Source organism: Phytohabitans maris, assembly GCF_031085175.1.
GTDB lineage: Bacteria > Actinomycetota > Actinomycetes > Mycobacteriales > Micromonosporaceae > Phytohabitans > Phytohabitans maris.
Map to the genome: position 1 here is coordinate 58,724 of NZ_JAVHUY010000050.1, position 13,714 is coordinate 72,437.

The window sequence follows — 13,714 nt, forward strand, 5'->3', positions numbered from 1 at the left end:
TCCTTCTGGGGGGAAAATGAGTCGCATCGTGATCATCGGTGGCGGTCCGGCGGGGTACGAGGCCGCACTCGTCGCCGCCCAGCTCGACGCCGATGTCACCGTGGTCGAGGCCGACGGGGCGGGCGGGGCGTGCGTCCTCTCCGACTGCGTCCCATCGAAGACCTTTATCGCCAGCTCAGACGTGGTGACGGGCTACCGCGACACAGAGGAGTTCGGGGTCCACTCGGACGGCCTGGAGGCGGTCACGGTCGACGCCGAGGCGGTGCACACGCGGGTCAAGCGGCTCGCGCTGGCCCAGTCCGGCGACATCCACGCCAAGCTGATCAAGGCGGGCGTGACGTTCGTGTCCGGCCGGGCGCGTCTCGGTGACGACACGCTCGGTCACACCCATCAGGTGAGGATCGCGCCGGAGGGCAGTGACTCGGAGTATTCGGTCGACGCGTCCACCGTTCTCATCGCGACCGGCGCCACCCCGCGCGTGCTGCCCGACGCGGTGCCGGACGGAGAGCGGATCCTCACCTGGCGCCAGGTGTACGACCTGCCCGAGCTGCCCGACCACATCATCGTGATCGGTTCCGGTGTGACCGGCGCCGAGTTCGCCAGCGCCTACCTGGCCATGGGCGTCAAGGTCACACTCGTGTCCAGCCGCGACCGGGTCATGCCGCACGAAGACGCCGACGCCGCCGCGGTCATCGAAGAGGTCTTCCGCGCCCGGGGCATGGCGGTGCTCGGCAACTCCCGGGCCTCGGCCGTCCGGCGTGACGGCGACGGCGTCCGGGTCGAGCTCGCCGACGGGCGGGTGGTCTCCGGCTCGCACGCGCTGATGGCGGTCGGCTCGGTGCCCAACACCGCCGACCTGGGCCTGGAGGCGTACGGCGTGGACGTGGCCAAGGGCGGCTACCTCGGCGTCGACCGCGTCTCCCGCACCAACGTGCCGGGCATCTACGCGGCCGGCGACTGCACCGGCGTGCTGCCGCTGGCCAGCGTCGCCGCCATGCAGGGCCGGATCGCGATGTGGCACGCGCTCGGCGAGGCGGTCCAGCCGCTGCGCCTCCGTACGGTCTCGGCCAACGTCTTCACCGACCCCGAGCTCGCCTCGGTCGGCGTCTCGCAGGGCGAGGTCGACTCCGGCAAGGTGCCGGCCCGCTCGGTGATGCTGCCGCTGTCCGGCAACGCCCGGGCCAAGATGCAAGACCTGCGAGACGGCTTCGTCAAGCTCTTCTGCCGCCCGGCGACCGGCACGGTGGTCGGCGGCGTGGTGGTGGCCCCGAAGGCAAGCGAGCTGATCCTGCCGATCACGATGGCGGTGGAAAACCACCTCACCGTCGACCAGCTCGCCCACACGATCACGATCTACCCGTCGCTCTCCGGCTCCATCGCCGAGGCGGCGCGGCAGCTCATGCTGCACGAGGTGGATTAAGGTCGAGATCGTGGTACGTAGGTGCCCCCAGAGGGGCACTGGATCACCACGATCTGCCAGGCGCGCCATCGATCCAGGAGTTCGCCCGGCTCGGGTCGTGGAGCGCGGAGGGTGAGGCCGCGGGAATGCACCCCAAGAAAACGCTCCGCTGCGCTCCGCGTTTCCCCGGGGACCCCGCGCAACGGCCCGGACCACCGCGGACGTCGCGGTAGCTCAAGGTTGGCACTGACCGTCAGGCCTGGGTGGCGTCCGCCTGCTCGGTGGGGGTGGGTGCCGACCCGGCCAGGGCGAGGATCCAGCCGGCGGCGGCGAAGATCGCCGCGGCCACCGCGGCGACGGCGACCAGGCGCCAGGCGGACTGGGTGAGCGCGGAGCCGCCGATGTGGCCGACCAGCCCGCCGTAGGCCGCCCAGAGCAGCGCGGCCGCGCCCTCGTAGGCCACGAAGAGGCGGACCGGGTAGCGCACGCGGCCGGCCTGGAAGCAGGCGGCCATCCGCCCACCGGGGACGAACCGGCACAACAGGATCACCATCGGACCCGGGCGGCGCAGCCCGCGGGTGAAGCGGATCGCCGCCTTGCGGGCGCGCCCGCGGGCCGGTGCCTCGGGCTGCGCGCCCGGCTCGCGCGCGGAGCGGCCCAGCAGGTAGCAGACCAGGTCGCCGCCGAACACGCCGAGCGCGCCGACCGCGATCGTGATCGGGAGGCTGAGGTCGCCGTAGACGGTGAGCGCGCCGACCGTGATCATCAGGGCCTGGGTGGGCACGACCGGGACGAAGGCGTCTACGGCCAGCAGGGCCATCAGCAACAGGTACGCGGTCAAGGGCGAGGCGACGCTGGTGAGCAGGTCTGCCACGGCCACCCCCCTACGCTCCCCCTGCGCCAGGATAGTTTCCGGTACCCCCGTCCCGGGCGCGATTCGCTCTCAGCGAGATCTCAGCTAGGCCTACCGGATACTGGCCCTCGGTGGGCGTACCGTTGCTGGTGAGCGCAGAGCCCCGCCGGGTCCCCCGTTCCCGGCGCGCCGCGCTCATCGGTCCGGCGGCAGGTCCCGTGCCGCCGGACCGGCCAAGGAGCCGCTGGCGGGTGCGACCCCTCACAAGATCGTGTTACCCGGGCGCAACGAGATCGGCGTAGCGTCAGGCCATGGCGGACTTGTTCGAGGACTACCGCCTCGGCCCGGGTTGGGACGAGATGTTCGGTGAGCCGAGCATGCCCCGCCCCACGTACGAGGCCTTGCATGCCACCCTCCAGCCACTGTCCAGCGCCGAGCTGGGCATCCGCGCGGAAGTGCTGGCGCGGGCGTTCCTCGACCAGGGCATCACGTTCGCCCTCAAGGGTGTCGAGCGCCCCTTTCCGCTCGACATCGTGCCGCGGATCATCGCCGCCGAGGAGTGGCGCACGGTCGAGGCCGGCGTGGCGCAGCGGATCCGGGCGCTGGAGGCGTTCCTCGACGACGTGTACGGCGCGGGTCAGGTGCTCGCCGACGGTGTGGTGCCCCGGCGGATCGTGGTCACCAGCGCCCACTTCCACCGCGAGGCGGCCGGCATCAACCCGCACAACGGCGTGCGCATCCACGTCGCCGGCGTCGACCTGATCCGCGACGAGCAGGGCACGTTTCGGGTGCTGGAAGACAACGTGCGGGTGCCCTCCGGCGTCAGCTACGTGATGGAAAACCGGCGGGCGATGGCGCACGTGCTGCCCGAGGTGTTCGCCGCGACCCGGATCCAGCCCGTCGAGTCGTACCCGGGGCAGCTTTTGCGGGCCTTGCGCGCCGCGGCGCCGGTCGGTGTGCACGAGCCGACGGTGGTGGTCCTCACCCCCGGCGTGCACAACTCGGCGTATTTCGAGCACGCGCTCCTCGCCCGCGAGATGGGCGTCGAGCTGGTCGAGGGGCGTGACCTGGTCTGCGTCGGCAACGAGGTGGCCATGCGCACGACGGCCGGCGAGCAGCGGGTCGACGTGATCTACCGGCGGATCGACGACGAGTTCCTCGACCCGGTGCACTTCCGGGCCGACTCGGTGATCGGCTGCGCGGGCCTGCTCAACGCCGCCCGCGCCGGCCGGGTCACGATCGCCAACGCGGTGGGCAACGGGGTGGCCGACGACAAGCTGCTGTACACGTACGTGCCGGACCTGATCCGCTACTTCCTCAACGAGGAGCCGATCCTGCCCAACGTGGAGACGTACCGGCTCGACGAAGATCCCGACGTCCTGAAGCACGTGCTCGACCACCTCGACGAGCTGGTGCTCAAGCCGGTCGACGGCTCCGGCGGGGCGGGCATCGTGATCGGCTCCCAGGCCACCGAGGAGCAGCTGGCCGCCGTGCGTTCGCGCATCGAGGTGGACCCGCGCGGCTGGATCGCGCAGCGCGAGGTGGCCCTCTCGATGGTGCCGACGCTGGTGGGCAACCGGCTGCGGGCCCGGCATGTCGACCTGCGGCCGTTCGCGGTCAACGACGGGGAGAACGTCTGGGTCCTGCCCGGCGGGCTGACCCGGGTGGCGCTGCCCGAGGGCGCCCTCGTGGTCAACTCCAGCCAGGGCGGCGGCTCCAAGGACACCTGGGTGCTCACCGAGACGCCGGGCGCGGTCGAGCCGGAGCCGCCCGAGGATGCGCCGGTGACGGTCGTGCCCAGTCCGCGCAGCCCCGACCCGGGTCCGGCGGCCGGGCCGGTCGCGGTCCAGCAGCAGCAACAGCAGCAGGCCGCGCGGGCTCCCCGCTCGCCGGCGGCCGCTGGCGAGCGCGCAGTGGCAGCCGCCCGGGAGCTGCCGTGCTGAGCCGGATCGCGGAGTCGCTCTACTGGATCGGGCGGTACGTCGAGCGTGCCGAAGACACCGCCCGCATCCTCGACGTGCACCTGCACCGGATGCTCGCCGACCCGTGGGTCGACGAGCAGACCGCGTGCCGTTCGCTGCTCGGGGTGATGGGCTTCGCCTTGGCGGAGGCGGCGGGAGCGTCCGACCCGAGGAGCGGAGCGACGAGGACGGACGGCACCGGCGGCCAGGGCGCCCCGGCTGGCGGAGCGCCCATCGAGGGGCCGGTCTCGGCCGCCCGGGTGGTCGGCCTGCTCGGCCTCGACGAGCACAACCCGAGCTCGGTCGTTGGCGCGCTCGCCGCCGCCCGGGAAAACGCCCGCGGTGCCCGGGAGACCGTCTCATCCGAGATGTGGGAGACGCTCAACGCCACCTGGCACGGCCTGCCCGATGCCCGGCGCCGGGTGGAGCAGCAGGGCGTGCACGCGTTCTTCCGGTGGGTGCGCGAGCGCTGCTCGGTGCTCGCCGGCCTGACCGACGCCACGATGAGCCGCGACGAGGGCTGGCTCTTCCTGGTGCTGGGGCGCAGCGTGGAGCGGGTCGACATGACCGCGCGGCTGCTCTCCACGCACGTCCGGGCCGGCGGCAGCATCCCCTCCTGGCTGACCCTGCTCCGCTCGTGCGGCGCCTGGGAGACCTATCTGCGCACCTACCGCGGCTCGCTCGACGACCGGCATGCCGCCGAGTTCCTGCTGCTCGACCGCCTCTTCCCGCGCTCGGTCTTCGCCGCGCTCTCCTCGGCCGAGTCGTGCCTGGCCGAGCTGGAGCCCGACCACAGCCGGGCCGGCGTCGCCACCGACGCCCAGCGGATCGTCGGCCGCTCCCGCACCAACCTGGAGTTTCGCGGCGCCGACGAGCTGATGGCCGACCTCGGCTCGGTGCTGGCCGGACTGGAGCGCACCTGCTCCCAGGTCAACGACGCGGTCTCCCGCCGCTACTTCCGCCAGACCTCGGCGGTGCTCTGGGTGCCGGAGGCGGTGGCCTGATGAGTGCTTCGAGCTGGCGGCCGCGGCCTTCGGGGATGGTGGCGCGGTGACGTCGTCGAGCTGGCGGCTGCGGGTGCAGCACAAGACCGGCTTCACGTACGCGGGTGCGGTCGGCGCCTCATACAACGAGGCGAGGATGTCGCCGCGCAACGAGGCCCGCCAGGCGGTGCTCGACGCGCGGGTGGAGGTGTGGCCGCCGGCCCGCACCTACCGGTACGAGGACTACTGGGGCACGGTCGTCACCGCGTTCGACGTGCACGCGCCGCACGAGACGCTCCAGGTCACCGCGACGGCCACGGTCGAGACGCTCCCGCCCGGCGACCTGATCGCGGGCGACGCCGGCGCGAGCTGGGACGAGCTGAGCGTGCCCGAGGCCGTCGACCGGTGGCACGAGCTGCTGCTGCCGACCCCGCGCACCGCCCTCGACGAGGAGCTGACCGGGGTGGCCGAGCGGGTGCGCGGCGAGCACCCGACCCCGCACGCCGCCGCGCTCGCCACCTGCACGCTGGTCCGCGAAGAGGTCGAGTACGTCGCGGGCGCCACCGGTGTGCAGACCGACGCGGTGCACGCCTGGCGCCAGCGCAAGGGCGTCTGCCAGGACATCAGCCACCTGGTCGTGGGGATGTTGCGGGCGATGGGCATGCCGGCCCGCTACGTCTCCGGCTACCTGCACCCCTCGCCGGCGGCGGCGATCGGGGAGCCGGTCGTCGGGCAGAGCCACGCCTGGGTCGAGTGGTGGGTCGGCCGGTGGACGGCCTTCGACCCCACCAACGGCATACCGGTCGGGGAGCGGCACGTCGTGGTCGGGCGTGGCCGCGAGTACGGGGACGTGCCGCCGCTCAAGGGCGTCTACTCCGGGCCGGAAAACAGCGGGCAGGGCGTGGAAGTCACTGTGACCCGGCTTCGCTAGCGGGTAGCCTCGTTCGCATGCGAAGCGCATTAGTCACGACGACGCCGGGACGTCCCGGCGTGACCTCGTGATGCGCTAGCCCTTTCGTGTTGCGCTAGTCCTGAGGCCCCGGGCGACTCCGCCCCGGGGCTTTCGCGCTCTCCAGGGTGGGTTGCCCACGAAGGAGACGACGATGATCGACCACCGCAAGCTCGGCCGCGAGCTCGAACTCTTCCACTCCGACCCGCTCGCCGGCGCGGGCCTGCCGATCTGGCTGCCCGCCGGCGCCGCTGCCCGGCACGCCGTAGAGGAGTACATCCGGGAGGAGGAGCGGCGTGCCGGGTACCAGCACGTGTACTCGCCGCCGGTCGCCAAACGCCAGCTGTACGAGCTCTCCGGGCACCTGCCGCACTTCGCCGAGGACATGTTTCCGCTCATGCGCCTCTCGCCGGACGACGAGTTTGCGCTGCGCCCCGCGCTCTGCCCGCACCACGCGCTGGTGTACCGGTCGCGTGGCCGTTCCTACCGCGACCTTCCACTGCGGATCGCCGAGCTGGGCGGCATGTACCGGGCCGAGCGCTCGGGCGTGCTCGGCGGCCTGAGCCGGGTACGTTCGATCTGGCTCAACGACGGCCACAACTTCTGCCCGCTCGACCGGGCCGGCGAGGAGGTGGCCGCGGTGCTGGAGATGATCCAGCGGGCGCACGCGGCCCTCGGCGTACGCCCGGCGGGCTTTCGCCTGTCGTTGCGCGGCGCGGGCGACAAGTACGTCGACAACCCGCCGATGTGGAAGCGCACCGAGGACGTACTGCGCGGCGTGTTGAAGGATCTCTGTGTGTCCTATGTGGAGGCGCCGGACGAGGCGGCGTTCTACGGCCCGAAAATCGACGTACAGGTCGTCGACGCGGCCGGCCGGGAAATGACCCTTTCGACCGTGCAGCTCGACTTCCACCAGGCCGCCCGCTTCGATCTGTCCTACGTAGACAGAGATGGCGAGCGGCGCCGGCCGGTCATCGTGCATCGCAGTGTCGTGGGGAGCATGGAGCGGCTGTTCGCATACCTCGTCGAGGTGCACGAGGGAGCGTTCCCCGCCTGGTTCGCCCCGGTGCAGCTGGAGATCCTCCCGGTCGGCGACGTGGCGGTGGACCACTTCTCCCGCGCGGCGATCGCGGCCGGGCTCCGCGCCGAGGTGTCGTGGGAGGGCACCCTGGCCGCCCGCGTCCGGGCCGCCGCCAAGCGCAAGGTCCCGTTCGTAGCGGTGATCGGTGCGCGGGAGGCCGCCGCCAACAACGTCTCGCTCCGGATCCGCAACGGCGGCGAACACCCCCTCCCAGCGCCCGAAGCCCTGACCCGAATCTCCGCCGCCACCCACCCACCCCTAGACAAGGCGGTTGGGGGCGGGGGCGGCCCCCTGGGGCCGCCCGCGGCGGGGGCGGCCCCAGGGGCGGTTAGCTGACGGCGCGGCGCATGAAGCCCTTGATGCCGATCCCGGTGAAGGCGACGCCGGAACCGACGAGCACCAGCAGGCAGACCCAGGCCGGGATGTGTGGCACCTCGGGCACGACGGCGGCGCGCACCGCCTCGGAGAGGTAGGTCAGCGGGTTCAAGGCGGTCACCACCTGAAACCACCGCATCGAGTCGAGCGACTGCCACGGGTACTGGGTGGCGCCGGTGAACATCAGCGGCGTGAGGATCACCGCGAAGATCACGCTGATCTTCGAGGGCGGGACCATCGTGCCGAGCACCAGGCCGATGCCGGCGCCGACCCAGCTACCCAGCACCAGGCTGGCGATCAGCAGCGGTACGCCGTCGGCGTGCCACGGCGCCGAGCCGAGCACGAGCGCGCCGATCGGAAACATCACCACCGCCGACGCCAGCGCGCGGATGACGGCGAGCAGCAGCTTTTCCAGCGCCACCAGGTATGTGGGCAGCGGCGCGAGCAGCCGGTCCTCGATCTCCCGGGTGAAGCTGAACTCCATGATCAGCGGGAACGAGACGGTCTGCAGCGCGGTCAGGAACGCGGTCAGCGCCACGATGCCGGGCAGCAGCAGGTGGGCGTAGTCGTCCGAGACGTACCCACCGGCGTTGAGCACTTTGGCGAAGACGAAGAGCATGAACAGCGGCTGGAGCGCCACCTGGGCGAGAAACACCCAGAACTCCTTGCCGGTCACGAAGATGTCTCGCCACAGGATCGCCCGGAACGCCTTCGCCGCGGAGGGGCGCGCGTCGGTCACGGGCAGCCGTACGTCGAGGTCGGTCATCGCAGGCCCCTTCCGGTCAGCTCGATGAAGACGTCCTCCAGGCTCGCCGCTCCCATGTGGACGTTGGTGAGTGCCGCCGACCGTCCACTCAGGACGGCGATGACCGGCGCGAGGACGGTGGCGGGATCGGTGGTCAGGTACAGCCGGATCGGGCCGCCGGCCACCGCCTCGCCGCGCTCGACGCCCACCACGTCGGTGAGCGCCGCGATCAGCTTGTCGGGGTCGTCGCCGTCGCCGGGCGTCACGGACACCTCCAGCACCGCGTGCCCGGCGAGGCCGCGGGTCAGCCCTTCCGGCGTGTCGAGCGCCAGCAGCTTGCCGTGGTCGACGATGCCCACCCGGTCGGCCATCTCCGCGGCCTCGTCCATGTCGTGCGTGGTCAGCACCACGGTCACGCCGCGCGAACGCAGGTCGCGCACCCGCTCCCACATGAACAGCCGGGACTGCGGGTCGAGGCCGGTGGTCGGCTCGTCCAGGAAGAGCACCTTCGGCTCGTGCATCATCGCCCGCGCGATCATGAGGCGCTGGGCCATGCCGCCGGAGTACCAGTCGACCTTCACGTCGGCCTGGTCGGCCAGGCCGAACTCGTCGAGCAGGGCCGCCGCCTTCGCGTTGCGGTCCGCGCGGGACAAGCCGTGGTACGCCGCGTGGAAGGCGAGGTTTTGCCGGGGCGTGAGCGACCGGTCCAGGTTGGTCTGCTGCGGTACGACGGCGAAGAGCTTGCGCGCCGCCACCGAGTCGCGGATCACGTCGACACCGGCCACACTCGCCTCGCCGGACGTGGCCTTGACCCGCGTCGTGAGCACGCCGATCGTCGTGGACTTGCCGGCCCCGTTCGGCCCGAGCAGGCCGAAGATCTCGCCCGGCTGGACCGAGAACGACAGTCCGTCGACCGCGTTCACGTCGCGTTTCGGGTATCTCTTTACGAGGTCGCGGACCTCTACCGCGGGCGTCATGAGCTTTCCTCCCCGTGCAGGATGGGCACTTCAGCAGCCTCCGTGTCGGTCATGCTGGCGATGATTTCGAGCAGGAACTCGCGGACCACCTGCGCCTTGGCCGGGTCGGCGTCGACCGAGGTGAGCGGCCGCGGGTTGCTGATCAGGCTGATCAACGACTGGGCGGCCACGGCGCCGTCGAGGGTCAGCGCCAGCCGCACCGCGCGCCGGTCGGTGCCGTCCCGCCGCCGCTCGACGAGCCCAGCCTTTACCAGCGTGTCGATGATGCCGGTGAGCGTTGCCGGCTTGACGAAGCAGCGCAGCGCGAGCTCGCCGTGCGTAAGCTCACTCCTGCCGTGCAGCGCGATCAGCACGGACATGCCCGAGTTGGTGAGCCCGAAGCGGTCGGCGAGCAGCTTGTTCCACCGGTTGGAGGCGCGCTGGCCGGCCAGGACCAGCAGGCGGCCCAACGGTACGTCGTGCAGTGTCACGAGTTCCACGACGAGTATGTTAGCCACCTGAATTTTAGGTGCCAAACTATTTTCGGCGGTGCGGGCAACTTGTCGCTGGCAAGTTAGAGTGTCGGGATGACCGACAAGCGCCCGTACCACCACGGTGACCTGCGGCGCGCGCTGCTCGCCGCCGCGGCGGAGGCGATCGCCGAGTCCGGCCCGGCCGCGCTCAGCCTGCGTGACCTGGCCCGGCGGGCGGGCGTCTCACACGCGGCGCCGGCGCACCACTTCGGCGACAAGGCCGGGCTGCTCACCGCGCTCGCGATCGAGGGCTTCAACCGGCTGGCCGACGCGCTCGACGCGAGCCGCGAGCGGACCGGGAGCCTGCTCGAGTCCGGCGTGGCGTACGTGCGCTTCGCCGCCGAAAACCGGGCGCACTTCGAGGTGATGTTCCAGCCCAGCCTCTACGACCAGGACGACCCCGAGGTGGCCGTGGCGCGGCAGCGGGCCGGCGCGGCGCTGAGCGCGGGAGTCTCCACATTGGACGAGCCACCCGCCGCCGAGGACGCCCGGGAGGCCGAGCTGGCCGCCTGGTCGATCGTGCACGGCTTCGCCACGCTCTGGCTGGCCGGCGCGTTTCCGGACCCGCTCGGCGACGACGCCGGCGATGCCGCCCGCCCGGTCATCCGCCGCCTCTTCGACTGACCCGGGGGCGGGAGCGGCGCCGCCCAACGGCCCCGGAGCTACCAGCTCGTCGGCAGCGGCATGCCTTCCGTGTACCCGGCGGTGCTCTGCACGCCGATCAGCGCCCGCTCGGCGAACTCGGCCAGCGACGCGGCACCCGCGTACGTGCACGCGCTGCGCACACCCGCCACGATCTCGTCGATCACGTCCTCGACGCCGGGGCGGGCCGGGTCGAGGTACATCCGGGCGGTGGAGATGCCCTCCTCGAAGACCGCCTTGCGGGCCCGGTCGAAGGGAGTGTCGTCGGCGGTACGGGCGCTGACCGCGCGGGACGACGCCATGCCGAAGTTCTCCTTGTACCGCCGGCCGTCCACGTCGGTGTAGAGGTCGCCGGGCGACTCGTACGTGCCGGCGAACCACGAGCCGATCATCACGTTGGAGGCGCCGGCGGCCAGGGCGAGCGCGACGTCCCGCGGGTGCCGGACGCCGCCGTCGGCCCACACGTGGCGGCCCAGCTCGCGGGCGGCCGTGGCGCAGTCGAGTACGGCGGAGAACTGCGGCCGCCCCACGCCGGTCATCATCCGCGTGGTGCACATCGCGCCCGGGCCGACGCCGACCTTGACGATGTCGGCGCCCGCCGCCACCAGGTCGCGTACGCCCTCGGCGGTCACCACGTTGCCGGCCGCCACCGGTACGCCCGGGTCGAGCGTGCGCACCGCCCGTAGCGCGGAGAGCATCCGCTCCTGGTGCCCGTGTGCGGTGTCCACGACGAGCGTGTCGACGCCCGCCTCCAGCAGCGCCGCCGCCTTGCCCCGGACGTCACCGTTGATGCCGATTGCGGCGGCCACCCGCAGCCGCCCCTTGCCGTCCAGCGCCGGCTGGTAGAGCGTCGCGCGGAGCGCGCCCTGCCGGGTCAGCACGCCGACCAGCCGGCCGTCGATGTCGACGACCGGCGCGAAGCGCCGCCGGCCGGTCGCGAGCTGGTCGAAGCCTTCGCGCGGGTCGGCCTCCGCGCGCACGGTCAGCAGCTCGGTCGACATCACATGCCGGACCTGCGCGAACCGGTCGACGCCCGCACAGTCGGCCTCGGTGACCACGCCGACCGGGCGGCCGTCACCGTCGACCACCACGACCGCGCCGTGCGCCCGCTTGGGCAGCAGGTGGATCGCCTCGCCGACGGTGTCGGTGGGGCCGAGCGTGATCGCGGTGTCGTGTACGAGGTGCCGCTGCTTGACCCAGGCGATGACATCGGCGACCACGTCGAACGGGATGTCTTGCGGGATCACCGCGATCGCACCGCGCCGGGCCACCGTCTCGGCCATCCGCCGGCCGGCGACGGCGGTCATGTTGGAGACGACGATCGGGATCGTGGTGCCGGTGCCGTCATTGGTCGACAGGTCGACGCTGAGCCGCGAACCGACCTCCGACCGGACCGGTGCCATGAAGACATCGCTGTACGTCAGGTCGTGCGCGGGCGCCGCGCCGTTGAGAAACCGCACTCTGAACAGCTTATTTTGAGGCAGCTTATTTGAGCTCGCATATGGTCGCACCCGAGGTCACGACATCGCCGACCTGTGCGGTGAGTCCGGTCACAGTTCCTGCTTTGTGGGCGTTGAGGGGTTGTTCCATCTTCATGGCTTCCAGGACGACGATGGTGTCGCCTTCGGCTACGGTGTCTCCGTCGGTTACCGCGATCTTGACGATGGTGCCTTGCATGGGTGAGGTGAGGGCGTCGCCGCCGGCAGCCGTGGTAGCGGTCCCGGCCCGGGCCCGGCGCGCAGCGCCGCCCCTGGTGGGGGTGGCCGCATTGGCCGTACCCGTGGAGAAGGTGGCGGGGAGGCTGACCTCGAGCCGTTTGCCGTTGACCTCGACCACGACGGTCTCTCGTTCTTCGGCGGTGCCGGCGGTGGTGCCGCCGGCGAAGGGTGGCACGGTGTTGTCCCACTCGGTTTCGATCCAGCGGGTGTGGACGGTGAACGGTTCGGCGGTGAAGGCGGGGTCGCGGACGATCAGGCGGTGGAAGGGCAGCGCGGTGGCCATGCCTTCCACGACCATCTCGTCGAGGGCGCGGCGGGCGCGTTGCAGGGCTTCGGTGCGGGTTTCGCCGGTGATGATGACCTTGGCCAGCAGGGAGTCGAAGTTGCCGCCGATCACGCTGCCGCCGCTGATGCCGGTGTCGACCCGCACGCCGGGGCCTTCGGGCAGGCGCAGCCTGGTCACGGTGCCGGGGGCGGGCAGGAAGTTACGGCCGGGGTCTTCGCCGTTGATCCGGAACTCGATGCAGTGGCCGCGCGGGGCCGGGTCGGCCAGCAGTCGCAGCTTTTGGCCGTCGGCGATCCGGAACTGCTCACGGACCAGGTCGATGCCGGCGGTCTGTTCGGTGACCGGGTGCTCGACCTGCAGCCGGGTGTTGACCTCCAGGAACGAGATGGTGCCGTCCCGACCGACCAGGTACTCGACGGTGCCGGCGCCGTGGTAGCCGGCCTCGCGGCAGATCGCCTTGGCCGACTCGTGGATCTGCCTACGCTGCTCCTCGGTGAGGAACGGCGCGGGTGCCTCCTCGACGAGTTTTTGGTGGCGGCGCTGTAGCGAGCAGTCCCGGGTGCCCACCACGATCACGTTGCCGTGCTGGTCGGCCAGGACCTGGGCCTCGACGTGGCGGGGCTGGTCCAGGTAGCGCTCCACGAAACACTCACCCCGCCCGAACGCGGCGACCGCCTCACGCGTGGCCGACTCGAACAACGCCGGGATCTCGTCCAGGTCACGGGCGACCTTCAGGCCCCGCCCGCCACCGCCGAACGCCGCCTTGATCGCCACCGGCAGCCCGTACCGCTGCGCGAACGCCACCACCTCATCCGGCCCGGAAACCGGGTCAGCGGTGCCGGGCACCAGCGGCGCGCCGACCCGCTGCGCGATATGCCGCGCGGTGACCTTGTCACCCAAATCCCGGATCGCCCGCGGACCCGGGCCGATCCAGGTCAACCCAGCCGCCAGCACAGCCTCAGCGAAATCAGCGTTCTCAGCCAGGAAACCATAGCCGGGATGCACCGCGTCCGCCTCCGACCTGGCCGCCACATCCAGAAGCTTGTCGATCCGCAGATACGTCTCCGCCGCGCTGTCACCACCCAACGCGTACGCCTCGTCGGCGAGCGTGACATGCAAAGCGTCCCGGTCAGAATCCGCATACACCGCGACGCTACCCAGACCCGCATCACGACAGGCACGGATAACCCGTACAGCGATCTCGCCCCGATTAGCGATCAAAACCCTGCGCAT

At 71.6% G+C, this 13,714-nt stretch carries 12 protein-coding genes; 6 read left to right on the top strand and 6 right to left on the bottom strand.

Going from position 1 to position 13,714, the window contains the following annotated elements:
- The first annotated feature begins 16 nt into the window (after positions 1 to 16).
- Positions 17 to 1,420, top strand: a complete 1,404-nt coding sequence (locus RB614_RS36735) for an NAD(P)H-quinone dehydrogenase (protein WP_308717307.1) — start codon at positions 17 to 19, stop codon at positions 1,418 to 1,420.
- Between the two features lie 232 nt (positions 1,421 to 1,652).
- Here the strand turns inward: RB614_RS36735 and RB614_RS36740 are convergent, their stop codons facing one another.
- Complete coding sequence (locus tag RB614_RS36740) at positions 1,653 to 2,273, bottom strand: DedA family protein (RefSeq protein WP_308717323.1); 621 nt, start codon at positions 2,271 to 2,273, stop codon at positions 1,653 to 1,655.
- Positions 2,274 to 2,563: 290 nt separating this feature from the next.
- Between RB614_RS36740 and RB614_RS36745 the strand changes: the two genes are divergently transcribed.
- The 4 genes from RB614_RS36745 to thrS all read left to right on the top strand — a co-directional run bounded on the left by RB614_RS36745 (position 2,564) and on the right by thrS (position 7,562).
- Positions 2,564 to 4,195, top strand: coding sequence for a circularly permuted type 2 ATP-grasp protein (locus RB614_RS36745; RefSeq protein ID WP_308717308.1), 1,632 nt, complete (start codon positions 2,564 to 2,566; stop codon positions 4,193 to 4,195).
- Complete coding sequence (locus RB614_RS36750) at positions 4,189 to 5,217, top strand: alpha-E domain-containing protein (RefSeq protein ID WP_308717309.1); 1,029 nt, start codon at positions 4,189 to 4,191, stop codon at positions 5,215 to 5,217. The genes RB614_RS36745 and RB614_RS36750 overlap by 7 nt, the downstream gene beginning before the upstream one ends.
- A 46-nt stretch (positions 5,218 to 5,263) precedes the next feature.
- Positions 5,264 to 6,127 (top strand): transglutaminase family protein, encoded by an 864-nt coding sequence (locus RB614_RS36755; protein ID WP_308717310.1) that lies wholly within the window; start codon positions 5,264 to 5,266, stop codon positions 6,125 to 6,127.
- 172 nt (positions 6,128 to 6,299) lie between these two features.
- On the top strand, positions 6,300 to 7,562 hold the full coding sequence (gene thrS / locus RB614_RS36760; RefSeq protein ID WP_308717311.1) for a threonine--tRNA ligase: 1,263 nt from the start codon (positions 6,300 to 6,302) through the stop codon (positions 7,560 to 7,562).
- On the opposite strand, the gene RB614_RS36765 is transcribed toward thrS, so the two are convergent.
- Genes RB614_RS36765 through RB614_RS36775 form a run of 3 tightly spaced genes read right to left on the bottom strand, consistent with a single transcriptional unit; the run spans position 7,555 to position 9,802 of the window.
- A complete protein-coding gene (locus tag RB614_RS36765; RefSeq protein WP_308717312.1) occupies positions 7,555 to 8,367 on the bottom strand; it encodes an ABC transporter permease in 813 nt (270 codons plus the stop codon). The two genes, thrS and RB614_RS36765, sit on opposite strands and share 8 nt — an antisense overlap.
- On the bottom strand, positions 8,364 to 9,323 hold the full coding sequence (locus RB614_RS36770; RefSeq protein WP_308717313.1) for an ABC transporter ATP-binding protein: 960 nt from the start codon (positions 9,321 to 9,323) through the stop codon (positions 8,364 to 8,366). The genes RB614_RS36765 and RB614_RS36770 overlap by 4 nt, the downstream gene beginning before the upstream one ends.
- A complete protein-coding gene (locus RB614_RS36775; RefSeq protein WP_308717314.1) occupies positions 9,320 to 9,802 on the bottom strand; it encodes a MarR family winged helix-turn-helix transcriptional regulator in 483 nt (160 codons plus the stop codon). Before RB614_RS36775 ends, RB614_RS36770 begins: the two co-directional genes overlap by 4 nt.
- An 87-nt stretch (positions 9,803 to 9,889) precedes the next feature.
- Between RB614_RS36775 and RB614_RS36780 the strand changes: the two genes are divergently transcribed.
- On the top strand, positions 9,890 to 10,459 hold the full coding sequence (locus tag RB614_RS36780) for a TetR/AcrR family transcriptional regulator (RefSeq protein ID WP_308717315.1): 570 nt from the start codon (positions 9,890 to 9,892) through the stop codon (positions 10,457 to 10,459).
- A 38-nt stretch (positions 10,460 to 10,497) separates the two neighbouring features.
- Here the strand turns inward: RB614_RS36780 and RB614_RS36785 are convergent, their stop codons facing one another.
- The gene (locus tag RB614_RS36785; RefSeq protein ID WP_308717316.1) at positions 10,498 to 11,937 is read right to left on the bottom strand and encodes a GuaB1 family IMP dehydrogenase-related protein; all 1,440 of its coding nucleotides are present in this window, start codon (positions 11,935 to 11,937) and stop codon (positions 10,498 to 10,500) included.
- Between the two features lie 25 nt (positions 11,938 to 11,962).
- Positions 11,963 to 13,714 (bottom strand): acetyl/propionyl/methylcrotonyl-CoA carboxylase subunit alpha (locus tag RB614_RS36790; protein WP_308717317.1); only part of this gene is annotated, 1,752 nt, incomplete at its 5' end.